The sequence below is a fragment of the Ruegeria sp. E5 genome (assembly GCF_056534105.1).
Genome location: NZ_JBQFPA010000001.1, coordinates 1116634 through 1142455 on the forward strand (window position 1 = coordinate 1116634; position 25822 = coordinate 1142455).

A 25822-nucleotide genomic window follows, 5' to 3' on the forward strand; every position below is an offset into this window, starting at 1 on the left:
CCACGCTAGAGCCCGAGATCGCTCAGACCGGGGTGGTCATCCGGACGGCGCCCCGGCGGCCAGCGGAACTTTCTGTCCGCCTCTTGGATGGGGTGTTCATTGATGCTGGCAAACCGGCGTTCCATGTAGCCATCCTTGTCGAACTCCCAATTTTCATTGCCATAGGCCCGGAACCAGTTTCCGCCGTCATCGTGGTACTCATAGGCGTAGCGGACCGCGATGCGATTGCCGTCATGTGCCCAAAGCTCTTTGATCAGACGGTAGTCCAGTTCCTTGGCCCATTTCCGGGTCAAGAACTCCTCAATCTGATCGCGCCCTTGGGGAAACTCGATCCGGTTGCGCCACTTGCTGTCCGGCGTGTAGGCCAGCGCGACCTTGGCCGGATCCCGGCCGTTCCAGCCGTCCTCAGCCAGGCGCACCTTTTGAATGGCAGTTTCTTTTGAGAACGGTGGCAAAGGATGCCGTTGGGCTTCGGTCGTCATGGGTTTGCCCTTTCACTCTGCAACAAGACCAACAGCCGTCGCCGGCATCGCTTCAAAACCGGGCAAGGTCTCAAACCGAGCGAGCCAGGCGCGGACATTCGGGTATGGCTCGAGAGAGACATTCCCCTCCGGCGCGTGTGCCGTATAGGAGTAGTTAGCCACATCAGCGATCGTGGGTTGCTCGCCGACGAGCCAGTCGCGGCCCGTGAGTCCATGCTCCAGTTTCTGCATCGCTTTTTCGGCAGTCGCGGCTGCAAAGTTCGGGTCCAGCGGCGCGCCAAAGACGGTGATCAACCGCGCAGCGCAAGAACCAAACGCAATCTCTCCAGCCGCTAAAGTGAGCCAACGCTGCACATTTGCTTCTCCGACCGCATCACTCGGTATCCAATCAGGCGCATATGTCCGCGCAAGATAGACAAGAATCGCGTTCGAGTCGGACACAACAACCTCGCCATCCTCAAGGACGGGCACTTGCCCATTTGGGTTCATGGCAAGAAATTCAGGCGACTTATGCGCGCCAGCTGCCAGATCGACGGGAACAACCTCATGTGCAATCCCGGCAAGTTTCGCAAAGACCAAAGCTCGGTGTGCATGGCCAGATTTGGCGAAATGGTGAATACGAACAGCGTTGGACATGGGTTTCTCCGGTTGGTTGCAGGTGTTGAACAAGCAATACACATTGCGCTTCTTGATGATAATCTCCTATATTTGACGAACTTTAAGCCCTCAGAAGGCGCAATGGGATGGACAAGATAGACCGCATGCGGGCCTTTGCGCTGGTTGCAAAGAACACGTCGTTCACCGTCGCTGCGCAGCGCATGGGGCGGTCTGCGCGTTTGGTCAGTAAGTACGTAGCTGATCTGGAAAACGCGCTTGGTGTACAGCTGCTCAATCGCACGACCCGCAGCGTGTCGTTGACAGATGCGGGTGCAACATACCTGATGTTGTGCGAGCCGCTTCTCGACGGATTCGACGAACTCGAAGACAGGGTCAGAAATGAGCAGGCGTCCCTTCGCGGTGTGATCCATATCTCGGCGCCAACGGGGTTTGGCGCATTGCGGTTGGTACCTTCGCTCGCAAAATTCGCTGAGAAACACCCCCATGTAGAGCTCGATCTGAAGTTTTCTGATCGCAGAGCGTCGATTGTTGAAGAAGGCCTCGACCTTGCTGTAAGGATTGGCCCAATGCGGGACAGCTCGCTCAAGGTTCGGCAATTGGGCCGCATGCCCTTGGTTGTCTGTGCCTCACCCACCTATTTGGAACGCGCAGGGCGCCCGGACCATCCTCGGGCACTGGCCAAACATGAGTGCATCCTCGATGGCAATATGACAGAGCCTACAGTGTGGAGGTTCGACTTCGGCGGCCACGAAGAGGCTGTCCAAGTGACCGGACGCTTCCGAATGAATGCTCCCGCTGCGTCAGCTCGCCTTGCCGAACAAGGCGCCGCCATCGCACGGTGCCCGGCATATACAGTCGCAGATGCCTTACGGTCCGGCGATCTGGTCGAGCTGTTTCCCGAGAACCGGGTGTCGCCATATGTCGTCGCTGCATTGTTTCCACAGAACAGGCGCATTACAACTCGGGTGCGCGCGCTTCTGGACCACCTAGCAGGCGACACGACTTTATGTCCTGATGGAAAGCGCTGACGGCCCGTTGCAGACATTCGACGTGTATCCGAAGTTCTGCGCTAAGAGCGCTCAGCAGAAATTCGAGTGGGCACGAGTTCTAAACCCGTTTGGCATTCATGCAGACAGATGGAGGTTATTTGAATAATTCTATCATTCCACCGGATCCAAGTAGGGAGCTGCCGCTGGCCGGTTTTTTCAGAGCATGCATGTGATCAATTTGCATCATTCAATAGGCCGCTCAGAAGTTCGTTAATATATCGTTAATCGGAACATCAAAAAGCCATCTTTTTTTGCTGCTAACAAATACGCGGAGGTTTTCGCGCAAAGAAGTTGCGGTGGTTTCCAGACCACTCTTAAGGGGTGAACAAGATGTTACGAGTAAGCGGTTTGAACCGCAAAGCGCGCCGTCGTGCGGCGGCGCTTTCCAAAGCACAGACGAACAAATACCATCAAGGAAAATCTGCTGCATATCGCGCTTTCGCTGCTCCAGTTGCTGCCGGTGCGATAGGTTTTGGTGCATCGATTGGAGTGGCAACTCCTTCGATCGCGCAACGGTTGTTCCTCCGTCAAACGGTCCGTGCATTGTTGCGGGTGACCTCGCCACCTGTTCGGGAGATGTTTCAACAGGTGTGCAGGCAGCCGGGCCAGCACTCGAAACGCTCAATATCAACAACGTGACAGCTCCGGGAATTGCACCAGGCGGTGGAACAGACGGAGTGGCTTTCAGCACACCAACAGGTAACGTAACCCTTAACATCCAGACGAATGGAACCGACGGCATTGTCACGACGGGGAATGGCGCGGATGGGATTGTTGTGGATGCGGACGGCGACGGGGATGTTTCGATCACTTCGACCGGCGACATTGCAACCGACGGACGTCGGTCCTTTGGCATTCGGTCCGATCTAGAGGGTGACGGTGCCATCTCGGTTAACTCGACGGGCAATATCACGACATCTGGACGCAGCAGAAGCGCCGGTATCGGCGCTACGCAACAAGGTGGTGATGGCGATGTGTCAGTGGTTTCAGCGGGTCGTATAAGCACATCGGGCAGCCGTTCAGACGGAATCTACGCCAATCAGGACGGTGGAGACGGCACGGTATCGGTCAACTCAGCGGGCGATATCAGCACAATTCGAAATCGATCAACAGGCATCACCGCTCTTCAGAGTGGCGGCGAAGGGGATGTCTCGGTGGTGTCGAATGGCAATATCTCGACGGCTGGAAACAACTCTGGCGGTATACTTGGACAGCAAAGCGATGACGATGGCGATGTCGCGATCCAATCAACCGGAAACATCACAACAGAAGGAAACAACGCGAACGCCGTCTTGGCGCGTCAAAATGGCGGCGATGGGGATATCACAGTTGAATCCGAGGGCAACCTCTCGACTTCTGGAAATAACGCCCGCGGGATCTTTGCACGGCAAGACGACGGTGATGGCAACATCACGATCCGCTCGACCGGAAATATCACGACAGAAGGAAACAACGCCGATGGTATCTTTGTCCGCCAACGGGGCGGAAACGGAGATATCAGCGTCACTTCGTCGGGCAATATTTCGTCCGCAAGGGACGGCATCCGCGCGCTTCTGACCAATGATGGCGACATTACAATTTCGAACCGGGGCGATGTCAGCGGCGCAGCAGCGGGCGACGGTATCAACGCCACGGTGAATGGCGCTGGTGATGTCGTCGTCGACAGCATCGGGGATATTACTGGCAGAGAATACGGGATTTACGGCGTAGCAAATGGAACAGGCAACGTAACGGTCAATTCTAACGGCAACATTTCTGCTGAAGAAGAACATGCGATCTTTGCTGACGCGGAGGACGGGAATGTGACCGTCAATGTGACGGGCGACGTCCAATCCCTCGATAGCGATGCAATTGATGTGGAAACCGGCAGCCCCGGAGGTGTGATTGACGTCACTGTGGTGGGCAATATCACTGGCGATGCGATCGGCATTGACGCTGATGCCGAGGACTCCGGTGATATCAACATTCAGGTCACAGGTGATATCCGCGCCGGTTCGGATGACGGCATCGAAGCCGAAGTTGATGGTGACGGCGACATCTCGATCACGATGAACGGTGATATCGAAGCAAGCGAACACGGGATCCGCAGCTTTGTTGCTGGCGACGGAAACATCTCGGTTGAAGCGTCGGGTGAAATTGCGGCGGAAAATATTGATGGCATTAACGCTGAAATAGACGGAAACGGCGATGTTACTATTTCGGCATCCGGTACCATCGATGCCGAAGTTGACGGAATCTTCGCCCATGTGACCGAGAACGGCAACATAAGCATTACAAACGCTGCATCCATAACCGCCAGAAACGACGAGGGAATTGACGCCGAAATCTTCGGAGATGGCGATGTCTTCATTAGAAACTCGGGGCGGATAACCTCTCGCGAAGACGATGCGATCGAAGTGGATATCGAGGGAAGCGGCGATGTCAGCATTGTGAACTCTGCCCAGCTCACCGCCGATTCCGACGCGATCGATATCGAACTAAACGGTGACGGCGATGCCCGTGTGACCAACAGCGGGGCGTTGCGTTCGCTGGACAATAACGGGATCGAAGTGGACGTGGACGGAGCCGGTTCAATCACCATTGTGAACACTGGAAATATTGATGCGTTCGAATACGGTATCGAGATCGAAGATCGCGACAACAACGCCGCTGCAATAATCACAAACTCCGCCCGCATCACCGGTCGAGAAGGCTTTTCCATCGTATATGGCGGCGATGGGAACGACACGTTGAATCTCGAGCCCGGCTCGATTCTGAACGGATCGGTCGATTTCGGCAATGGCAACGATGGCATGGGGGGCACGAACCCGAATGACATTGACACGTTGAACTTTGCGCGCGGGATGAATTCGGTTGTAAATTTTGCTGATGCATCGGGTGACGATAATGACCTCGCATCCGCCCCCGAAGTCGTCAATTTTGAAGGGGCCGGCGTTGTGGCCAACAATGGCCTCACTGCGGTTCGGTGGATACGACGGGATTCGCGGCCCAAGGTACCTTTATCAGCGATCTCACCGACGCGGTGTTCAATACGATTGACACCGCCAGCCCCTATGCGTCCGGCTCGTCCGGTGGCCAGGTTAGCAGAAACCTGGGTCCTTTCGGGTATGTTGAACAGGATAACGGCCCATATGTCTGGGGTTCAGCCTTCGGAGGAGATCGCGATGTTGAAGAAGACGGTTCAAATCTTGGATTCAGCCATCGTATGTACGGTTTCGTAGTTGGTGCCGAGACGAATGAATTTATCGATAACAGCGATTTTGGTGTTCTTGTCGGATATGACGACAGCCATGTCTCGCTGGATCAAGACGCAGGAGATACCGATATCACGTCATATTTTGGGGGCGTCTACCTCGAAAGGGACTACGGACGATACAGCCTCAACGCAGCGCTTCTTGCTGGCGTAACCGACAATGAAGCGACCCGAAACGTTGATGGCGGCGAAGCGAAAGGCGATTTTGACGGCACGTTCGTTTCGCCATCGCTCTCGATCTCGGCACCCATCAACGCCTTGCCAATTCCTGCCTTCTTCAGTGCACGCGCAAGCTATGTCTTTCTGAAACTTGATGAATATACCGAAACAGGAACCGCGTATCCGCTGACTGTCGAAGATCGGAACGTTTCGCTGTTCAACACGCGGGCTCAATTGAACTTGCCCCGCCTCTACGAGGCCGCAAATGGATCGAGTACCTACCTGAACTGGGCCGTTGGAGTAGATGCAACTTTTGATGCAGGATCCGACGATGTGGACGCAATCGTAGCAGCGACACCCTTTTCTTTCGTAGCTTCAACAGAAGATGCAGCTGCAGGGTTTCTTGGAATTACGCTTGAACATACCTCTGCAGATGGAAACCGATCGATAGGCTTCAGCGGCGAGTTTCAATCAACTTTTGGTGGTGGATCCAGTGTTGTCGGAGAACTCACGGCTTCCATAAGGTTCTAAACCAACGAATGGCCGTATTGTTAGGTAAAATGTTGTTTCTTAACAGCCTCTTCAAACTGACTGCCTTAACATGGGAGCGTCTGTTTAGTTTCGTAACGCACGTCCAAGCTATCTACGCCTACGAAATCAAGGGGGCTTTTTTGTATCTTCGATTCTAGCCGTAGGCGTCGACCGCGAAGGTCGGATTTCGCCTCCGCTACCGGATAGGTTTGCAACCGCAGAGAATGTCAGCCTCCCGCCCTTCGGGACCGAAGTGCTGTCAGACGAATTCGAACCAGTCTCAGTTTGCCACGGAAACCGCGAACCTACCCGGAACAAAGTTGACGCCACTCGCTAAGAGCAGCGGCGCGGGTCAGCTTGACGGTGTCTCGGCTGGTTAGCGATCTTTCCTGGTTGAAGTGGTTGTATACGGAGGAATGGACGGCGGCGAATTTCTGCAGACTTCGCATGCGCCCGAAACGTTGCATGGCGCGTTCACGCCGTCGGAAAGGAAGGTGTGAATTCTCGACTCGGTTGTTAAGCCACCTGCCCGTCTGTTGTTTTTCGGTAGCGCCAAGCTTTCTAAGAGCGGCCCGGTACGATGCGAAGCGATCCGTGACGACGGTTTCCGCTTTACCGTATCGCTACATCAATTTCTTGGGGAATTTCAGTGCTGCTGCTTTGTTTCGACGTTTGGTAACGATTGCTTCGAGCACTTCGCCCTCATGATCGACGGCCCGCTAGAGGTAGTGTCTCTTGCCATTCGCCTTCACGAAAACCTCGTCCACGTGCCCTTCCATTTGGAGTATGCTCTGAATAGCTGAACACGCTTTCTTCGGATCTCAGCAGCAAACATTGGGCCAAACCTGTTCCACCAATACCGGACAGTTTCGTGGCTCACGTCGATGCCTCGCGCGTGCAACAAATCTTCGACATTCCGAAGCGCAACGCCGGGTGGACAAAGAGGCGCCGCGGGACTGATCGGTAGATTGAGGTTGTTCAACGACTTCAACACCGGAACCCATGTTCTCCCATGGACGTCAGCAATCCCGATCTTCATGCTTTCAACGTGGAAGCTGCCATAGGTTACGTTCTGAAGGAAGCAGGACCCGAGGTCGCAGCCCAATATCAATATAGTGTGCAAAGATTGCAGCCCGGTGAACGCCGGATTTTTTACAATGCAGTTTTGGGACAGAGGAGGTCCTACTCAGCGCGGTACAAGACAGGCCCTCCTAAGTTCAAAAAGTCGTAGCAGAATTTCTCATTGCGAAGCGAAATGATGTAACGCCTCAAATGGCAGAAATCGCCGCTTTGCTGAGAGTAGACACAAATCATTTGAGAGAACGCGGGACAAACCGCACGGGGTTGCTACTTTGGCGGTGTGAGTAACATTCAATTTAAGATTTCCCCAGTTTGGCCGACTCTCAACGTTCCGCCTTTAGCAACCTCAACATAGACACCCATGTCCGTATGACCCATCAACACCCGAATTTGATAGGGTATCTTCATGTCCCGCTCGGCCGTTTCCGGGTTCACTTCAGTGGCTGCACACCTTTTCGTACGTGAAAGTATCTTTAACTCAACATCGCCAAATCTGAAAACTGATCCAGTTTCATCCAACTCAGAAAACGGAGGTAAACCGTCCATCTCGATATTCGCCCGGAAGCGCGCTGGGTGGATTTCTGCGTTCAGTTTTTCACCCAACTTTTCCACAGACGCCAAATTTAAAACGGATATCGCGTTCATCATTTTGGGTGATACGACAGACACATCTGTAAACCGATGAGGAGCCGACGAAACGAATATTGGCGGTTCGGGATCTTTTAAGCCGATCTCTGAAGAAAGGAAATTTGACGCATTTTTCCGATCTTCTGCAGCTTGCATGCTAAAGCTGTGTGTTTTGCCGCTCGCTTTGATCACAAGATCTTGGGTCTCAATATCAAAATTCGTCTTAACACCTGCCAGAGCAGCCTCATTTAATAGAACAACAAAGCGATCTTTCGGCAGAGGCTGAGGGTTCTGTGCGTTAAATCCGGAGTTGTAGCGCGCGAACCCGAAAAGGCGATCACCTGGAATCCCCTCCCCTGCTCGCAGCGTCACGGTTTGCATAGGCTCGGCACTCAATCCTTTAATTGGATAGCGGTTCAATCTGACGATAGAGAGTGTGTTCATACGTCTGCACCTGACCAAACGAGTTATACACGTTCCCGAGTGGTCCGCGCTATTCGACGCTACCTCCAATTCTCTAAGGTATCGACCAAATAATCTGTGAGTGCTTCAGCAGAGGGTTCGCTAAACGCGTTGGCCGCATGATGGCCGCGATTGTAGGCTGTGCCAATTTTAGTCGATAGAGCCATTTAATACCTCGCTGACGAGAATAGATGCGTATCAAGGCGAATAAACAAATTCTCATATAATCAACGACTAAGAAGCAAATTGAACGTTCCTCTCCGCCATTTTGAGGTACGAACCTCAAATATTTCTGGACTTGAGGTGCGTACCTCAAATAGCCTTATAGACACGCCGCGATTCGCACATCCTCGAATGACGGCGCAAAAAAGGGAGGAATGGATGACTTACACAAAACTGGCTTCGGCCAGCGCAATAGTCCTTGCCGCTACTACTCTTTCTACCAAGGCAAATGCTGAAGACCTGACGCTCTGTTGGGCTGCATGGGACCCGGCCAACGCGCTTGTTGAGCTATCAAAAGAATTCGAAGCAGAATCCGGCCACACGATGAACTTCGAATTTGTTCCCTGGCCAAACTTTGCCGACCGGATGCTGAACGAGCTGAACTCTGGGGGTAAGCTCTGCGACCTGTTGATCGGAGATAGTCAGTGGATCGGCGGGGGCGCTGAAAACGGTCATTATGTAAAACTGAATGATTTCTTCGATGCCGAGAGCATCAGCATGGACGATTTCGCGCCGGCAACGGTTTACGCCTATTCGACATGGCCTAAAGGTACTCCGAACTACTACGCATTGCCCGCAATGGGGGATGCAAACGGCTGGTTCTATCGCAAGGACTGGTTCGAGAATCCGGACATCCAAGCTGCGTACAAGGAAGCAACAGGGCAAGAATTGCGTGAACCTCAGTCTCAGAAAGAATTGCTGCAAATCGCGCAGTTTTTCCAGGGCCGTGAGATCGATGGAAAGACGGTCTACGGTGCGGCGATCTTTACTGAGCGTGGTTCCGAAGGGATCACCATGGGTGTGACCGGAGCGCTCTATCCGTGGGGCTTCAAATATGAAAACACACCAGGATCCTACGATATGGAGGGTGCCGTAAATTCGCCCGAAGCAGTCGAAGCGCTAGAGTTTTACAAAGAATTCTACAAAACAGCGACACCCCCAGGATACACAAACTCCTACATGGGCGAGAGCTTGGACGCCTTTAAGTCCGGTCAGGTCGCCATGGCTATGAACTGGTTTGCGTTCTTCCCGGGTCTCTATGCCGATCCCAATACCGGTGGTGACAAGATCGACTTCTTCGTCAACCCACCACAAAATCAGGCAGGCTCGACACTGGGCGGACAAGGTATCTCTGTTGTCAGCTACTCTGACAAACAGGACGCCGCGCTTGAGTACATTAAGTGGTTCGCGCAGCCAGAAGTTCAGGCCAAATGGTGGGAACTAGGCGGCTACTCGGCACATAATTCGGTGCTGGAAGATCCTGGTTTCGTAGACAGCCAACCGTTCGCCGGTGACTTCCTGGAAGCAATGGCCGGGGTGCAGGATTTCTGGCAAGAGCCTGCCTACGCGGAACTGCTGCTGGCAATGCAGAAGCGCATCCACGACTACGTGGTTGCCGACCAAGGCACAGCTCAAGAAGCGCTTGATCTTCTGATCGAAGATTGGACGGAAGTCTTCGAAGACGAAGGCAAGCTTTAGTCCGGACACAGGCAGGAGCGGGTGCAAACCCGCTCTACCTTCACCCGTGAGTCCTAAACCAACAAGAACTGGCAAAGAGATGTCTGACAGGACCGTAGATCGCGTTGCGCAGGCAACGCCCGAGCGAGTTGCGCGAAAAATTCGGGGGTTATCCGACCGCGCGATCGCCTGGATATTCATCTCCCCAACGATATTTCTACTGCTGGCGATCAATATCTTCCCTTTGATCTGGACCATCCAACTGAGCTTTACCAACTACAAGGCCAACCGGATCGGGCGCGAGGTCAAAGATGTCGGGTTCAGGAATTACGAGCGCATCCTGACAGACTCGGACACATGGCTGAACATGCAGGCGACGGCGCATTTCCTGTTCTGGACGATTTTTTTTCAAGTCCTGATCGGATTTACTCTGGCGTGGTTGATCAACAAGAAATTCAAGGGCAATGATCTTTGGACCACGATCATCGTGCTGCCGATGATGTTGTCGCCTGCCGTCGTCGGGAACTTCTGGAAGTTTCTCTATCAGCCCCAGATCGGTCTGTTTAACTACATCGTATCGTGGTTTACCGGCAAAGACCCGTCGAGCTTTGAGATGCTCGGGTCCGTAACGCTGGCGCCCTGGTCCATCGTGATTGTCGACACCTGGATGTGGACCCCCTTCGTGATGCTCATCTGTCTGGCCGGGCTGCGCAGTATTCCCGATTACATCTACGAGGCAGCTGAGATCGACAGGGCCAGCAAGCTGCGCCAGTTCTTTACGATTACCATCCCGATGGTCCTGCCATTCCTCATGTTGGCGGTGCTGTTTAGAGGGATCGAGAACTTCAAGATGTTCGATCTGGTGGTGCAACTGACGGGCGGCGGGCCAGGGTCTGTTACGGAGCTGACCTCCATCAATTTGAAGCGCGAAGCCTTTGAGAAATGGCGCACGGGTTATGCCTCGGCCTATGCGATCATCCTTTTCGTCACCGTGTTCGGCCTTGCGTCGATCTACGTCAAAGCCCTGAACAAGGTGAAACAGAGATGAGCAGTTTTTCCGTCACCGAACCTTCGAACCGTTCAAAGTGGATCGCCGGGTTTCTGGTTATCACCTATGCGCTGATCACGATGATCCCGCTGGTTTGGATTTTGCTAACTGGCTTCAAGTCTCCAGCCGACGCGATCAGCTATCCGCCCAAGGTTGTCTTTGACCCAACGCTTGAAGGCTATGTCAATCTCTTCACCACTCGCACACGGCAGACGCAGGAGTTCCTGGAAGCAAACCCGCCACAGAACTGGGCCGATGAGATCGTCCGGCAATATGACATGGTTATTGTCGGGCCATCCAAGTTTGGCGAGCGTTTTATGAATTCGGTGATCATCGGGTTTGGATCGACGTTCCTAAGCATCTTCCTTGGCACCTTGGCTGCTTATGCATTCAGCCGTTTCAAGGTGCCGCTCAAGGATGACCTTCTATTCTTCATCCTCAGTACGAGAATGATGCCCCCGGTTGCCGTTGCGATCCCAATCTTCCTGATGTTCAGAAACCTCGGTCTAAGCGACACGCATTTGGGGATGATCCTTCTCTATACGGGTGTGAACATCTCGTTGGCTGTTTGGCTGCTGAAAGGGTTCATCGACGAAATCCCGCGAGAGTACGAGGAAGCGGCACTAATAGACGGCTACACCCGGTTTCAGGCGTTTTACAAAGTTGTACTGCCGCAGGCTGCGACGGGTATCGCTTCGACAGCGATCTTCTGCCTTATCTTTGCATGGAACGAGTATGCGTTTGCCGTGTTGCTGACATCCGCGAATGCGCAGACCGCGCCGCCCTTTATTCCCACCATCATCGGGATCGGTGGGCTGGATTGGCCTGCAGTTGCGGCTGGTGCCACGATCTTCCTGATTCCGGTCATGATTTTCACCATCCTGATGCGCAAACACCTGCTGCGCGGGATCACATTCGGAGCGGTGCGCAAATGAGCGAGTTTCTATCAGGATTAATGCGTTTTCGCCGAGGCCCATGGGAGATGGTCGCGACCATCCTCATCGCGGTCGGCGTATTTATGCTGATGCAACCGTTCGTCCTTTGGGCGTTCACTTATTCCTTCATCGTTACGCTGATCGGAACTGTCATGTTCATCATCGTCAGCCATTTTCCGGAGTAGAAATGGCCCAGATCGTTGTCAAAAACGTAAAGAAGATGTTCGGCGATTTCACCGCTGTGCGGGAAAGCTCGTTCACGATTGAAGATGGTGAATTCTTCATGCTGCTTGGTCCATCGGGCTGCGGCAAAACAACGACGCTGAGGATGATCGCAGGCTTGGAGCTTCCAACATCGGGTGAGATCTATCTCGACGGCGAAGAAATCAGCCAGCGACCCCCATCAGAGCGAGACATTGCATTCGTGTTCCAGATGTTTGCGCTGTATCCCCACATGAACGTGCGCAAAAATATCAGCTACCCCCTGATATCGCAGGGCATGCCGCGTGCTGCTGTAAAAGCCAAAGTAGAAGAAGTCGCGGGAATTCTGGGGATCAACGACATCCTCGATAGCCCGGTAGGTGGACTGTCAGGTGGCGACCGGCAGCGCGTGGCGCTGGGCCGCGCGATCGTTCGCGAACCCAAGGCATTCATGATGGACGAACCGTTGGGTGCCTTAGATGCCGAGTTTCGAGAACACATGGCCGAAGAGTTACGCGCGCTTCATGACCGTATGGGCGCAACCACTGTTTACGTGACACACGACCAGTTGGAAGCCATGCAAATGGGCGACAAGATCGTAGTGATGAACAACGCTGTGATTGAGCAATTCGGCACACCTCAGGAAATCTACGACAAACCAGCCACAATGTTCGTTGCAGATTTTATCGGGTCCCCTTCCATGAACTTCCTGCCGTTTCAAGGAAAGGTCGCGCCTGACTCGGAAATGGTTCGACTAAATGGCCATGACGAAGCCGTGCCCAAACTGATGGAGGGGGCGGAAGGTGACTTAGTTTTTGGGGTTCGCCCTGAGCATGTTTTTCTATCGGATGCGAGCGCCTACAGAGCCAAGGTTCTGGCGACAGAATATTTGGGAACCACCCAGATCGTGACGCTGCAAAGCCCGAACGGAGAGCTGAAAGCCCGGATTGATGCGCGCGAAGTCGTAAATCCCGGCGAGACGGTGGGGTTAGAGTTCCGCTCACCCGCAGTAACACTGTTTGAAAAGGCCACCGGACGCGCGTTGAGGTCCGCTCTGAACGACGAGGTACTAAGTAATGGCTGAAGTCGTTTTAGAGAATATCTCGAAGTCATTCGGCAATCTAAAGGCGGTGGATGATATCTCAATGACGATCCCCAACGGCGCCTTTGTGGTGCTATTGGGTCCAACGGGCGCGGGAAAGACAACGACGCTGAGATTGATATCCGGACTTGAGAAACTGGATTCTGGAACCGTTCGCATTGCTGGACGGGATGTTGGAATAGAAACGCCAGCCCAGCGCGATGTGGCTATGGTTTTCCAGCAATACTCACTGTACCCGCATATGACAGTGCGGGAGAACCTGTCTTTTCCTCTGAGGTCGCCGATCCTGAAGACGCCAGAAGATGAGATCAAGAAGAAGGTTAACGAAGTTGCGGACATCCTCCAGATTCCGCACAAGTTGAACAACAAAGCGACTGAACTGTCTGGCGGTGAAATGCAGCGCGTTTCAATTGGACGAGCGCTGGTGCGAGACCCCCAGATATTTTTGATGGATGAACCCCTCAGCTCTTTGGACGCCAAGCTTCGGGCGGATTTGCGGGTCGAATTAAAAAGGATTCAGGCGGATCTGGGATCGACCTTGCTATACGTGACCCATGATCAAGTCGAAGCCATGACAATGGCGACGCATATCGGCGTTTTGGAAAACGGCAGGCTGGTTCAGTACGGAACACCCCGGGACATCTATGAAAACCCCGGTAGCGTTTATGTCGCCAGCCGGTTGGGACTGCCGCGGATCAACATTCTGCCTTCCGAGCTGTTCGGAGGCAATCACAAAGGTCCGCAAATAGGTCTTCGCCCGGAAAACATCATCGAAGGAGAAGGCAGCGAAGCGCGGGTAATACGCGCAGAGCATCTGGGGGATCAAACGCGGCTACACCTGGACCTGAACGGTCACCCGGTTGTGACCTTGATTGATGTACATCAGGATTATCCATCTGGAAAACTTATAAAAATCCGCCCACACAACCCGTTGTATTTTGACGCGTCCGGCGCGCGCGTGAATTAAGGAGCAAAAGCATGGCCCAGTTCCTCAACACAAAAGAAACTTTGGTTACAGAGGCCATAGACGGTCTTCTGGCGTCTTCCGGAGGGCAACTGACCCGGTTGGACGGTTACCCGCACATCAAGGTTGTTTACAGGTCGGATTGGGACAAGTCGAAGGTCGCCCTGGTTTCTGGCGGGGGGTCTGGTCACGAACCCGCCCATGCAGGTTTTGTTGGCGCCGGTATGCTGACAGCCGCGGTGTGCGGGGAAGTGTTTGCATCCCCGTCAGTCGAGGCGGTTTTGGCGGGCATTCTTGCGGTCACGGGTGAGGCTGGGTGCCTGCTTATCGTCAAAAATTACACCGGTGATCGGTTGAACTTTGGACTGGCAGCTGAACGCGCCCGTGCATTGGGCCGCAAGGTAGAGATGGTCGTTGTCGACGATGACATCGCCCTGCCCGACCTTCCGCAACCACGTGGCGTGGCGGGTACGTTGTTCGTACACAAAATCGCCGGAGCGCTTGCTGAAGACGGTGCTGACCTAGACACCGTTACAAATGCTGCAAGAAGTACCATTGCGAAGGTTGTCAGCATCGGTATGAGCTTGGACACCTGTACCGTTCCGGGATCTCCAAAAGAAGACCGGATCGCCCCCGGGAAAGCAGAGCTTGGCTTGGGTATTCATGGCGAACCCGGTGTACAGCAAGTCGAGTTCTCAAATGCTGTATCGGCTATGTCCACAGTGGTGGAGAAGCTGAAGCAAAGGGTGGGGTCCGGGGATTGCGTGGCGTTGGTCAACAACCTGGGTTCTACAACTCCGCTAGAAATGGCTGTCCTTACGCATGCGTTGTCCGAAACTGGTTTTGCCCACCATATCATTGGCCCGGCACCCATGATGACGTCGCTGGATATGCACGGGTTTTCGGTTTCCATTCTGCCTGTGGATCAGGACGATTTGTCAGCCCTTGAAACACCAGTTGATCTGGCCGCATGGCCCGGGGTCGATTCCATCGGCCCGATCAAAGTGGCACCATTGCCTGATGGCCTGACCCCTATCGATCCAATTCCTTCTAACAATCCCACCACAAGGGAAACGATCACCCGGTTGTCTGAACTGCTCATCAACGCAGAGAAGAACCTCAACGAACTGGACGCGAAATCTGGAGATGGCGATACAGGAAGCACATTGGCGACTGCCGCAAGAGCATTGCAAGGTAGCCTTGACCGCATGCCGCTTGCTGATCTGACACAACTGTTTCCGGCGTTGGGCAATGAGTTAAGTCAGACAATGGGTGGTTCTTCCGGCGTGATACTCGCAATCTTCTTCAACGCAGCTGGAGATGCCTGTGCGAGCGGAGCATCGGTACCGAAATCTCTCGTCGAAGGACTGAATCGCGTCAGCCAGGTTGGGGGTGCCAAGGTCGGTGACAGGACAATGATTGACGCCCTGGCACCGGCACTTGTCGCACTACCATCTGGTCTGACGCATGCGGCCGAGGCTGCCCGCAAAGGCGCGAACAACACCGCAAATATTCGACGTGCTAAGGCAGGCCGCGCAGCCTATGTTCCCGAAGAAAACCTTGTTGGACATAACGATCCCGGCGCTGAGGCTGTTGCTTTGTTGTTTGAAGGCTTAGCGCGGGAGATTGAGGGCTGAAGAACACGTGGAAGACCAAAAACAAAGATTAGAATTGGTGAAAAAGCCAACCGTTAATGACATCGCGCGCGTTGCGGGTGTCAGCCTAGCGACTGTTGACCGGGTCTTGAACAGACGCCCCGGCGTGCGGGCGGTGACCGTACAGAAAGTACAAAAGGCGATTGATGAGCTGGGGTATGTACGCGACACGGCCGCGGCCAACCTTGCGCGTAACCGAGTTTACAACTTCCTCTTTGTTCTGCCGGACACGGACAACGAGTTTGTGGAGGCAATCAGCAGTCAGATCGCAGAACAATCACGCGACCAATTTATCGAGCGGACTCGCATTGCAATAAAGAAGGTTGCTCCGTTTGAGCCCCAAGATATCGTCAACATTCTGGATGCTGTAGACAGTTTGGATGTAGACGGAGTCGCCGTTTTCGGGCCCGAAACGCCTTCTGTCCGGGATGCTGTTAAAAGGCTCAGGGACAAAGGCGTTCCGGTGGTTGCGTTGGTGTCTGACTTGCCGAGTTCTGAGCGAGACCACTTTGTGGGAATCGATAACGTTTCGGCAGGACGAACCGCCGCTCAGCTAATGGGGCGATTTGTGCATCGTGACGGCAAGGTCTTGGTACTTACAGGATCCCGTTTGGCACGTGACCACCTCGAACGACGTCAAGGCTTTGACCTTGTTGTGGCTGAGGAATTTCCGCACCTCGAAGTCGTAGCATCAGTCGAGGGCCGAGATGACCCGGATCTGATTTACAGGATGATGCCCGAAATATTTGAAACCTATCCAGATCTGGTCGGAATATACTCGTCAGCAGCGGGTAACGCAGGCCTGATTCAATTCCTTTCAGAAAACAAGCTCAGCGAAGATCTGGTGATCATAGCTCATGAGCTTACACCGCTCAGTCGTGAGGCGCTCACGCTCGGTACATTTGACGCTCTGATCTCGCAAGACACTGGGCACATTGTACGTTCAGCCGTCCGCCTGCTGCGCGCGACTTCGGATAAGGTTCCGTTCAACAAAGCGCAGGAACGTATCCGCATCGACATCTATCTGAAGGAAAATTTACCACCATAGAGGCTCAGGTTTTGGGGAGGAGATTTTATGAAGACGATCAAAGGTCCAGCTTTGTTTCTTGCGCAATTTGCGGGGGACGAAGCGCCGTTCAATTCGTGGGACGCGATCACAAAATGGGCAGCTGACTGTGGATACAAAGGCGTTCAGGTGCCCAGTTGGGACGGCCGGCTGTTCGACCTGGAACAGGCCGCGTCCAGCACCGGTTACTGCGATGACTTCAAAGGAAAAGCCAGGGACAATGGTGTCGAAGTTACTGAACTTTCAACGCACCTTCAGGGCCAGCTTGTGGCCGTTCACCCGGCCTATGACAGTGCATTTGACGGTTTTGCAGCTGAAAGTGTCAGAGGAAACCCGAGAGCCCGGCAAGAATGGGCAGTAGACCAGGTCAAGAAAGCGCTATCAGCTTCAAAAAACTTGGGTATTTCGGCTCATGCGACATTCTCGGGCGCGTTGGCATGGCCTTATGTCTATCCTTGGCCGCAGCGCCCCGCCGGCTTGATTGAAACGGCGTTTGATGAGCTTGCGCGTCGTTGGGTGCCAATCCTTGATCACGCCGAAGACTGCGGCGTTGATGTATGCTACGAAATCCACCCCGGAGAGGACCTCCACGATGGTGTGACGTACGAGATGTTTCTGGAACGGACGGGAAATCACCCACGGGCCTGCATGCTATACGACCCGTCGCACTACGTGCTGCAATGCCTCGACTATCTGGACAATATCGACATCTATAAAGATCGGATCCGGATGTTCCATGTCAAAGATGCCGAGTTCAACCCAACCGGGCGGCAAGGTGTTTATTCCGGGTATCAAAGCTGGGTTGATCGGGCTGGGCGGTTCCGGTCGCTTGGTGATGGCCAAGTGGATTTCGGTGCGGTCTTCTCAAAAATGGCGGCGAATGACTTTGATGGTTGGGCTGTGGTCGAATGGGAATGCTGTCTCAAACACCCCGAGGATGGCGCGCGTGAAGGCGCTCAGTTTGTGTCAGATCACATCATCCGTGTGACCGAGAAAGCCTTTGATGATTTCGCTGATAGTGGCGCCGACGAAGCCGCCAATCGGAAAATGCTGGGGATTGAGTGATGGTCACAGGACGCGGTGAAGAAACATCAGGACGCATTCGGCTTGGCATGGTTGGCGGCGGAAACGACGCCTTCATAGGGGGTGTTCATCGCATAGCTGCACGACTGGACGACAAGTTCGAGCTGGTCGCCGGTGCTTTGTCTTCGACGCCAGAGAAATCCATGGAAAGTGGGCAGGCATTGGGGCTCGAACGGGTTTATGAAGACTTCAAGAAAATGGCGATCCGGGAAGCCCGATTGAAATCTGGGATCGAGGCAGTCTCAATTGTCACGCCAAATCACGTTCACTATGCAGCCGCGCGTGAATTCCTGAAACGCGGTATTCACGTCATTTGTGACAAGCCACTCACCTCGACCCTTGCGGATGCAAAAAGACTGGTGAAGGCGGCCGAAAGCGCGAAGGCACTGTTCATTTTGACCCACAATTACACGGGCTATCCGATGGTTCGGCAGGCGCGTGAAATGGTTGCCAACGGCGAAATTGGCAAGATTCGTGTGGTTCAAGTTGAGTACCCGCAGGACTGGCTGACCGAGCAGCAGGATTTCAAACAGGCTGAGTGGCGAACCGATCCCGAACGCTCGGGCGCGGGTGGATCAACCGGTGACATCGGAACCCATGCCTACAACCTCGCTTGCTTTGTAACCGGGCTGACAGCGGAAAGCCTGGCGGCGGATTTGCAGGCCTTTGTGCCGGGGCGCAAGGTCGATGATAACGCCCACGTTTTGCTTCGCTTTGAAGGCGGCGCGCGTGGTATGCTGTGGTCGTCTCAGGTGGCGCCCGGTAACGAAAACGCATTGCGCTTGCGGGTCTATGGCGAAAAAGGTGGGTTGGAGTGGTCTCAGGAAGATCCCAATTACCTTTGGTTCACGCCATACAACAAACCCAAGCGTCTGATCACCCGAAATGGAGCTGGAGCAGGTGACGCTGCCAATCGGTTGAGTAGAGTCCCTCCGGGCCATCCCGAGGGATATCTTGAAGGTTTCGCCAATATCTATGGAGAGGCTGCTGAGGCAATCCAAGCTTTCCGAGGCGGGATTTCACCTGATACTTCGGTTGTCTATCCAACGGTCCATGATGGACTCAATGGTGTAAAGTTTGTAGCCGCATGCGTGCAAAGCTCTTCAAGGAATGCAGCTTGGGTCAAGTTAGAGTAAAGTCTGGCTGTGGGAAAAGAGCGGACATCTTAGAGGGTGCTGTCAAACGAATTCGAACCAGTCTCAGTTTGCGGCGGAAACCGCGAAACTACCCGGAACAAAGTTGACGCCACTCGCTAAGAGCGGCCGCGCGGGTCAGCTTGAAGGTGTCTCGACTGGCTAGCGATCTTTCCTGGTTGAAGTGGTTGTAGACAGAGGAATGGACGGAGGCGAATTTCTGTAGACTTCGCATGCGCCTGAAACGCTGCATCGCGCGTTCGCGTCGTCGAAACGGCAGGTGCGAATTCTCGATACGGTTGTTGAGCCACCTGCCCGTCTGTTGTTTTTCAAGCGCGCCTATTTCTCTGAGCGCAGCCTTGTAGGAAGCGAAGCGATCTGTGACGATCTCATCGGCGCAACCGTGCCACCTCATCAATTTCCTGAGGAATTTCAGTGCTGCGGCTTTATTTCGACGCTTCGTGACAACGGCTTCCAGCACCTCGCCTTCGTGATCAACAGCCCGCCAAAGATAATGCCGCTTACCATACACCTTCACGAAAACCTCGTCCGCGTGCCACTTCCATTTGGAGTATGCTCTCAATTGCTGAACACGCTTTCTTCGGATCTCAGAGGCAAACATCGGACCGAACCTGTTCCAACAGTAGCAGTCGGTTTCGTGGCTCACGTCGATGCCTCGCTCGTGCAACAAGTCTTCGACATTCCGAAGCGAGAGCGGGAAGCGGATGTACAGCGCTACCGCAAGACGGATGATATCGGGACTGGTTTTGAAGTATTTGAAAGAGGCAGGTCTGGTCATGGGCAAAAGCTATGCAACACCCCTGCCCCGCTCAAGACAAGTTCTTCTGACAAGACCCCAACCCGATCCCCACCTCCGGTCTATGCTGATCCGCGCCCATGGCTGGGCCCGTGATCTGAAAGCCGGAGTTCAACTGATGGAAATCGCACGCCGCGAAAGCGTCCCTGGCGCCTTCATCCGCACCCGCGCCCAGCTCGCCTTTCTCTCACCGAAGATTCAGGCCGCGATTCTCAAAGGGACCCAGCCGCCCGAATTCACACTCAAGCGACTGGTCAGCGTGACCCACCCTCTTGATTGGTCCGAACAGGAACGCCAGTTCGGCTTTTGATAGCTTCAGTCATGCTTCCCTGATGCAGGGTTCGCCCTCCCTGATCCGGCGGAACAATTCCCTGTTCACACGAGAGAATTCCCTGTTCCACCTTCTAGGGAATTTGTAGCATAAACCTCTGTAAAACATACAGTTCTGATAGGAGAAATAGCGGAAATCAGTCCCGGTTTGCGAAAATTCCCTGTAAATTGCCCGGTATCAGGGAAATCTGGCCCAAAGCGACCCCGCTAAATTGCGACACTGAGACTGGGGCCGGAATTGCGCTCTGAGTGTGCGATCTGCTCCGTCTCTGATTGAAAGCGCATGCGTCAACTCGCGGGAATTGCGGAACAATTCCGGGTCAAAAAACACAACTGAAGTGAGACAGGTATGAGTGGCGGTGCTGTCAGACGAATTCGAACCAGTCTCAGTTTGCCGCGAAAACCGCGAACCTATCCGGAACAAAGTTGACGCCACTCGCTAAGAGCGGCGGTGCGTGTCTGCTTGAAGGAGTCTCGGCTGGCTAGCGATCTTTCCTGGTTGAAGTGGTTGTACACGGAGGAATGGACGGAGGCGAATTTCTGTAGACTTCGCATGCGCTTGAAACGCTGCATCGCGCGTTCGCGTCGTCGAAACGGCAGGTGCGAATTCTCGACGCGGTTGTTTAGTCACCTGCCCGTCTGTTGTTTTTCGAGAGCACCCAAATCTCTAAGGGCAGCCTTGTAGGAAGCGAAGCGATCTGTGACGATCTCTTCGGCGCAGACGTGCCGCTTCATCAATTTCTTGAGAAATTTCAGTGCTGCAGCTTTGTTACGGCGCTTCGTTACAACTGCTTCCAGCACCTCGCCTTCGTCATCCACAGCGCGCCAAAGATAATGCCGTTTGCCATTCACTTTCACAAAGACCTCGTCCACGTGCCACTTCCATTTTGAAAAGGTTCGGAGTTGCTGCTAACGCTTCCGTCTGATCTCAGCGGCGAACATCGGGCCGAACCTATTCCACCAATAGCGGACTGTCTCATGGCTTACATCGATCCCACGTTCATGCAGGAGATCTTCGACATTCCGAAGCGAGAGTGGAAATCGGATGTACAGCATCACCGCCAGGCGGATGATTTCGAGGCTGGTTTTGAAGTATTTGAAGGAGGCAGGTTTGGTCATTCCTAAATGCTATGCAACCACCCTGCCCCGCTCAAGCAAAGTTCTTCTGACAAGACCCTTCGGATCTCTGATGCAAACATCGGGCCGAAACTGTTCCACCAGTATCGGACAGTTTCGTTGCTCACGTCGATGCCTCGCTCGTGCAGCAAGTCTTCGACATTCCGAAACGAGAGCGGCAAACGGAAGTACAGCGTCACTGCAATGCGGATGATCTCGGGACTAATTTCAAAGAATTTGATAGAGGCAGGTCTAGTCATGGCAAAAGCACGCGACCGCTATGTCCCGCTCAACCAAAGCTCTTCTTACAAGACCTCTCGACAAAGGCTGGTATAGTCTTTTGCTACACCGTGTCTTTCGTAGTTTGCCTCAATACCAAGCGCGTTGAAGTCCGCGTGTGTTGTGCTGGCGTGGCACCATCCTGCAACCACAGCAAAACAGTGTCCGCAACTTGTTTTCCAAACTCAGAGACGCCGCAGTGTACGGTAGACAAAGCTGGCCAGCATTCTGATGCTTCCTTGATGTCGTCGAAACCGACAATCTGAAACTCCGTGCCAATCTTTACTTGAGTTTCATGGCAGGCATTAATCATCCCAAAAGCAACAAGATCATTGAAACAGACTGCGGCATCGCACGCAGGATGCTCTTTGAAGAGGTTGACCGTTGCTTCATGTCCAAATGATCGGCTGGATTCCCCTGTTTTTACAATAGGCTGCAAGTGGTTGTCTTTCATCGCACTGATATAGCCGGACAGTCTTTCCTGAGTGACTTCGGCACCATCCAGACCACCGACAAAGGCGATGTTCCGCGCGCCCGTTTCGATCAGATACTGCGTTGCCGCGCGTCCACCCTCTGCGTAATCAGGGGCGATAAAGGGAAATCTGCCTGTTTCGCTTTCAACCTGTCGCAAGACTTGCATCAACGGAATGCCAGCTCGCTCTACCGCGGAGAGGGTGTTTGTGACATCGCCATAAGCAGGCGATAGGATCAAAGCAGAAACACCGTGCTCAAGCATCGCTCCCACCACCTGATCCTGAAGTTCGGGGTCTTCGTTTGTGTTCGCCAATACGACCGCATAGCCTCGGGACGCCAGCGCCATCTGCAACGAAGTCGCAAACTCGGTGAAAAACGGGTTGGTCAGGTCGTTTATCACCAAACCTATTAGCGCCGCTCCTGTGGATCGCAGATTTGCCGCCGATCGGTTATAGACATACCCGGTCTCTTTCATCGCGGTATGGACGAGCTTGCGTGTCTCCGGCTTCACCTGCGGACTGCCCTGCAACACAAGGCTTACCGTCGACTTGGAAACGCCCGCCGAGTTGGCGACATCTATGATCGTGGGTCTTCGCATTCAGATTATTGTTCAACTCCATGCAAGCTGAGAAGCGTGGCCATCCGTGCTTTAGCCAGTTCAGGGTCTGAGAGTAAACCGGCCTGATCCGCCAATCTGAACACTTGCGCGTAGTGGCAGATGTCACGGCTGGATTGGAACCCACCCGGCATGATGAAATGGGACTGGGCTCCGTTCAGCCATGCCAGATAGGCAATCCCGGCTTTGTAGAACCGCGTCGGAGCCTTAAAAATCTCTCGACTGAGGGGAATAGTCGGTGCGAACAGCGCGTTGTAGCGATCCATGTCGCCCATTGCCAACGCCTCAAGCGCCTGGCTGGCGGCGGGGGCGATAGCAGCGAAAATGCCGAGCAGAGCGTGGGAAAAATGCGCTCCATCCCCAGTAATAAGCTCGGCGTAGTTGAAATCGTCACCAGTGTAGAGGCGCACGCCGTCCGGCAAACGTGCGCGAAAGTATTCTTCATGTGCCTGATCCAACAAGGATATTTTTATCCCATCAACCTTGGCGGGATTTTCGTTGATCAGGGACAGTACAAAGTCGCTGGCCGCGTCGATATCCGTGCTACCCCAATAGCCTGTCAATGCAGGATCGAACATATCGCCCAGCCAGTGCAGGATTACAGGCTCCGCAGCCCCATCGATCAGCGCGCGGTATACATCATGGTAGGTGTCCGGACCTGCCTTGATCGATGGGAAGGCGCGTGACGCCATGAGGATCAATTGCCCTCCGGCGGCTTCGATCGCCTCGGCCTGATGCTCGTAGGCTGACAGGATTTCACCTGCTGTGTTCAACGCGCTTAGAGGCAGGTGATCAGTCCCTGCCCCACAAGCCACCCGAGGCGACAACGTATGCGCCTGCGCAGCCTTCATTGTGCGCTGGATCAGCTCCAGCGCGGTCTCCCAATCGACGCCCATACCCCGTTGTGCGGTATCCATGGCTTCGGCCAGACCCAGCCCCTGATCCCAGAGTCCCTGACGAAATCGCAGGGTCGCTTCCCAATCAACTGCGGGACGCCCATCCCAGGGATTACGTTCCGCCAGCGGGTCTGAAACCACATGAGCCGCCGCAAAGGCCGTGCGCGTCAGAGGCACCTGCGGCTTGCGCGGTACTAACGGCTTTCCGGTCAGCGCATAGGGTTCCAGCTGCCCCTCAGGATTTGGCAAAATCAATTTCACTGTCTCAAACCTCCAAATCCAGAACCAGAATGCCGTCGATGCCACCCACGGCGTTCTCAACCAGTTGCGCGCCCAGCGCTTTGTGCGTTTCGTTGTTCTGATAGGCCTCCAGCACGCCCCAATCGTTGAAGTCGATCACAAACCCATGCATGTATCCGCGTTCGATCTGCTCGGGGCTCTCACTGCGGCCCCCGGTAAACCCGCTGGCCCCGGGAAGGGCCTTGGACACGTCCTCGAGACCTTTGTAGATGGCTCCGATTGTCTCCTCGGTCACGTCGGCGCGGAATTTGGTCAGTACGATATGGCGGATCATTTTTAGAAACCCTGATCTTGTTTGATCATGTCGGAAGCTTTTTCCCCGATCATGATTGTAGGTGCATTGGTGTTCGATGAATTCACTGTCGGCATAATCGACGCATCCGCGACGCGAAGCCCTTCGATCCCATTGAACCGCAGGCGCGGGTCCAGAACGGCTTCGGCATCGCTGCCCATACGACAGGTACCAGCGCAGTGGTGCGATGTTTTGGAGTGTACACAGATATAATCGAAATACTCCTGCTCGGTCCGCACGTCCGGGCCCGGCAAACGTTCTGCCAAGATGTACGGCTTCAACGCATCCTGAGCGAGGATGTTCTGCACCAGCTTCAGGCCCCGAATGGACATCTCGCGATCGTAGGGATCCGCCAGATAGTTGGGATCTATCAGCGGCATCATCGCAGGGTCCGAGCTTTGCAATCGGACGGATCCGCGTGACCGGGGTCGCAGAAAACAGGCGTTCAGTGTAACCCCACCGTTGGGCATCGCCTCGACCCCTGCCTCAATGCCGGTACCAAGCCCTAGATGCATCTGAAGGTCCGGCGAACGCGCATCCGGGTCTGCGTACCAGAACCCACCCGTTTCGAACAGGCTGGACGCGACCGGTCCCTTGCGGGTGAAAAGGTATTGCAGGCCTGCAAAAGCTGAAAGGTGCAGCTTAGCAAAACGGTCGTAGGTGTGCGGGCCGGTCACTTCGCAGATGGAATACAAATCCAGATGGTCCTGCAAATTCGCGCCCACCTGCGGCTGATGAAAAACTGCGTCGATGCCAAGGCTGTCCAAATGATCCGCCGGTCCAATTCCCGACAGTTGCAACAAGCGCGGCGAACCGATGGCACCTGAGGACAGAATGACCTCTTTCGCGGCGGAGATCTTGTCCCCGTTCATCATCTCGACACCAGTCGCCCTGCCCTTGTCCACCATAATGCGGCGGGCCTGTGCGCCAGTGCGCACTGTCAGGTTCGGGCGGCTGCGGTTCGGCGCGATAAACGCCATCGCAGCAGAGGATCGTCGCGCATTGCGCTGGGTCAGCTGATAGTACCCCGCTCCATCTTGTTTGGCCCCATTCACATCGCGTGTTTCAGGTATCCCCACTTCCCCAGCGGCCTTGATGTAGGCATCGCAGATTGGCAAAGGGGCTGCGGGCATGGACACGCCCAGCGGTCCGCCCTTGCCGTGAAATTCGTCGTCGTAGGTGTCGTTGTCTTCGGACTTTTTGAAATAGGGCAGCACGTCGGCATAACTCCACCCCTCGCACCCCATCTGTCTCCAGTCATCGTAGTCCTGAGCTGCACCCCGCGTGTAGATTTGCGCGTTAATTGCAGAGCCTCCGCCGATCACCTTGGCCTGGGTGTAGTTGAAGACCTTGTTCTGCATGTGCTTTTGCGGAACCGTGGACCAGCCCCAGCTGCCGATACCCTTGGTCATCTTCGCGAACCCGGCTGGCAGGTGAAAGAACGGGTGACGGTCGGTGGAGCCAGCCTCTAGCAACAACACACGCGTCGATGGTTCTTCCGAAAGACGCGCAGCGATCACCGAGCCTGCCGAGCCGCCACCAATGACAATGAAATCATATCCTTCAGACATTCT

The 25822-nt window shown here is 54.3% G+C and carries 21 protein-coding genes and 3 pseudogenes; 13 read left to right on the plus strand and 11 right to left on the minus strand.

Annotation, left to right across the window (positions count from 1 at the left end; all coding sequences use genetic code 11):
- Positions 1-5: 5 nt before the first annotated feature.
- Both ACR0BI_RS05640 and ACR0BI_RS05645 read right to left on the minus strand, forming a co-directional pair.
- The gene (locus ACR0BI_RS05640) at positions 6-482 is read right to left on the minus strand and encodes a nuclear transport factor 2 family protein (RefSeq protein WP_170567713.1); all 477 of its coding nucleotides are present in this window, start codon (positions 480-482) and stop codon (positions 6-8) included.
- A 12-nt stretch (positions 483-494) separates the two neighbouring features.
- Complete coding sequence (locus ACR0BI_RS05645) at positions 495-1118, minus strand: glutathione S-transferase family protein (protein WP_480561269.1); 624 nt, start codon at positions 1116-1118, stop codon at positions 495-497.
- A gap of 107 nt (positions 1119-1225) precedes the next feature.
- On the opposite strand from ACR0BI_RS05645, the gene ACR0BI_RS05650 reads away from it, so the two are divergent.
- Entirely contained in the window at positions 1226-2128 is a 903-nt protein-coding gene (locus tag ACR0BI_RS05650) for a LysR family transcriptional regulator (RefSeq protein ID WP_480561268.1), read from the plus strand.
- A 3043-nt stretch (positions 2129-5171) separates the two neighbouring features.
- Positions 5172-6092, plus strand: a complete 921-nt coding sequence (locus tag ACR0BI_RS05655) for an autotransporter outer membrane beta-barrel domain-containing protein (protein ID WP_480878226.1) — start codon at positions 5172-5174, stop codon at positions 6090-6092.
- A 305-nt stretch (positions 6093-6397) separates the two neighbouring features.
- Here the strand turns inward: ACR0BI_RS05655 and ACR0BI_RS05660 are convergent.
- Both ACR0BI_RS05660 and ACR0BI_RS05665 read right to left on the minus strand, forming a co-directional pair.
- Positions 6398-7020 (minus strand): annotated as a pseudogene (locus ACR0BI_RS05660) (IS6 family transposase); the annotation flags it as partial.
- Between the two features lie 443 nt (positions 7021-7463).
- The gene (locus tag ACR0BI_RS05665) at positions 7464-8243 is read right to left on the minus strand and encodes an MOSC domain-containing protein (protein WP_170598767.1); all 780 of its coding nucleotides are present in this window, start codon (positions 8241-8243) and stop codon (positions 7464-7466) included.
- 399 nt (positions 8244-8642) lie between these two features.
- Here ACR0BI_RS05665 and ACR0BI_RS05670 point away from each other — a divergent pair, with 399 nt between their 5' ends.
- The 10 genes from ACR0BI_RS05670 (at position 8643) to ACR0BI_RS05715 (ending at position 19131) form a co-directional block, all read left to right on the plus strand.
- A complete protein-coding gene (locus ACR0BI_RS05670; RefSeq protein ID WP_170567723.1) occupies positions 8643-9962 on the plus strand; it encodes an extracellular solute-binding protein in 1320 nt (439 codons plus the stop codon).
- A 79-nt stretch (positions 9963-10041) separates the two neighbouring features.
- Positions 10042-10989, plus strand: a complete 948-nt coding sequence (locus ACR0BI_RS05675) for a carbohydrate ABC transporter permease (protein ID WP_170403466.1) — start codon at positions 10042-10044, stop codon at positions 10987-10989.
- On the plus strand, positions 10986-11924 hold the full coding sequence (locus ACR0BI_RS05680; protein ID WP_010442361.1) for a carbohydrate ABC transporter permease: 939 nt from the start codon (positions 10986-10988) through the stop codon (positions 11922-11924). The genes ACR0BI_RS05675 and ACR0BI_RS05680 overlap by 4 nt, the downstream gene beginning before the upstream one ends.
- Positions 11921-12109 (plus strand): hypothetical protein, encoded by a 189-nt coding sequence (locus ACR0BI_RS05685; RefSeq protein ID WP_170399676.1) that lies wholly within the window; start codon positions 11921-11923, stop codon positions 12107-12109. The genes ACR0BI_RS05680 and ACR0BI_RS05685 overlap by 4 nt, the downstream gene beginning before the upstream one ends.
- Before the next feature lie 2 nt (positions 12110-12111).
- Positions 12112-13209 carry an ABC transporter ATP-binding protein gene (locus tag ACR0BI_RS05690; RefSeq protein ID WP_170403464.1) on the plus strand — a complete coding sequence of 366 codons (1098 nt, stop codon included), beginning with the start codon at positions 12112-12114 and terminating at the stop codon, positions 13207-13209.
- Positions 13202-14194: an ABC transporter ATP-binding protein gene (locus ACR0BI_RS05695; RefSeq protein WP_170819497.1), complete on the plus strand. Its 993-nt coding sequence runs from the start codon at positions 13202-13204 to the stop codon at positions 14192-14194. The genes ACR0BI_RS05690 and ACR0BI_RS05695 overlap by 8 nt, the downstream gene beginning before the upstream one ends.
- Positions 14195-14205: 11 nt before the next feature.
- Complete coding sequence (locus tag ACR0BI_RS05700; protein WP_170399666.1) at positions 14206-15828, plus strand: dihydroxyacetone kinase subunit DhaK; 1623 nt, start codon at positions 14206-14208, stop codon at positions 15826-15828.
- 37 nt (positions 15829-15865) lie between these two features.
- Complete coding sequence (locus ACR0BI_RS05705; RefSeq protein WP_480437991.1) at positions 15866-16894, plus strand: LacI family DNA-binding transcriptional regulator; 1029 nt, start codon at positions 15866-15868, stop codon at positions 16892-16894.
- 27 nt (positions 16895-16921) lie between these two features.
- Positions 16922-17977, plus strand: a complete 1056-nt coding sequence (locus tag ACR0BI_RS05710; protein ID WP_480561266.1) for a sugar phosphate isomerase/epimerase family protein — start codon at positions 16922-16924, stop codon at positions 17975-17977.
- The gene (locus ACR0BI_RS05715; protein WP_480561265.1) at positions 17977-19131 is read left to right on the plus strand and encodes a Gfo/Idh/MocA family protein; all 1155 of its coding nucleotides are present in this window, start codon (positions 17977-17979) and stop codon (positions 19129-19131) included. The genes ACR0BI_RS05710 and ACR0BI_RS05715 overlap by 1 nt, the downstream gene beginning before the upstream one ends.
- An 88-nt stretch (positions 19132-19219) precedes the next feature.
- Here ACR0BI_RS05715 and ACR0BI_RS05720 read toward each other — a convergent pair whose 3' ends face one another.
- Positions 19220-19927: an IS6 family transposase gene (locus tag ACR0BI_RS05720; RefSeq protein WP_480561264.1), complete on the minus strand. Its 708-nt coding sequence runs from the start codon at positions 19925-19927 to the stop codon at positions 19220-19222.
- A gap of 82 nt (positions 19928-20009) precedes the next feature.
- Here ACR0BI_RS05720 and ACR0BI_RS05725 point away from each other — a divergent pair, with 82 nt between their 5' ends.
- Positions 20010-20255, plus strand: coding sequence for a hypothetical protein (locus ACR0BI_RS05725; RefSeq protein ID WP_480878234.1), 246 nt, complete (start codon positions 20010-20012; stop codon positions 20253-20255).
- 431 nt (positions 20256-20686) lie between these two features.
- On the opposite strand, the pseudogene ACR0BI_RS05730 reads toward ACR0BI_RS05725, so the two are convergent.
- The 6 genes and pseudogenes from ACR0BI_RS05730 to ACR0BI_RS05755 form a co-directional block, all read right to left on the minus strand.
- Positions 20687-21394, minus strand: a pseudogene (locus ACR0BI_RS05730) (IS6 family transposase).
- A 56-nt stretch (positions 21395-21450) separates the two neighbouring features.
- Positions 21451-21651, minus strand: a pseudogene (locus ACR0BI_RS05735) (IS6 family transposase); the annotation flags it as partial.
- Between the two features lie 83 nt (positions 21652-21734).
- Entirely contained in the window at positions 21735-22742 is a 1008-nt protein-coding gene (locus ACR0BI_RS05740; RefSeq protein ID WP_170424015.1) for a LacI family DNA-binding transcriptional regulator, read from the minus strand.
- Positions 22743-22747: 5 nt separating this feature from the next.
- Entirely contained in the window at positions 22748-23917 is a 1170-nt protein-coding gene (locus ACR0BI_RS05745) for a dihydrodipicolinate synthase family protein (RefSeq protein ID WP_170635338.1), read from the minus strand.
- A gap of 4 nt (positions 23918-23921) precedes the next feature.
- Complete coding sequence (locus ACR0BI_RS05750; protein WP_170424020.1) at positions 23922-24230, minus strand: Dabb family protein; 309 nt, start codon at positions 24228-24230, stop codon at positions 23922-23924.
- A gap of 2 nt (positions 24231-24232) precedes the next feature.
- Positions 24233-25819: a GMC family oxidoreductase N-terminal domain-containing protein gene (locus ACR0BI_RS05755; protein ID WP_170635339.1), complete on the minus strand. Its 1587-nt coding sequence runs from the start codon at positions 25817-25819 to the stop codon at positions 24233-24235.
- Between the last annotated feature and the right edge of the window lie 3 nt (positions 25820-25822).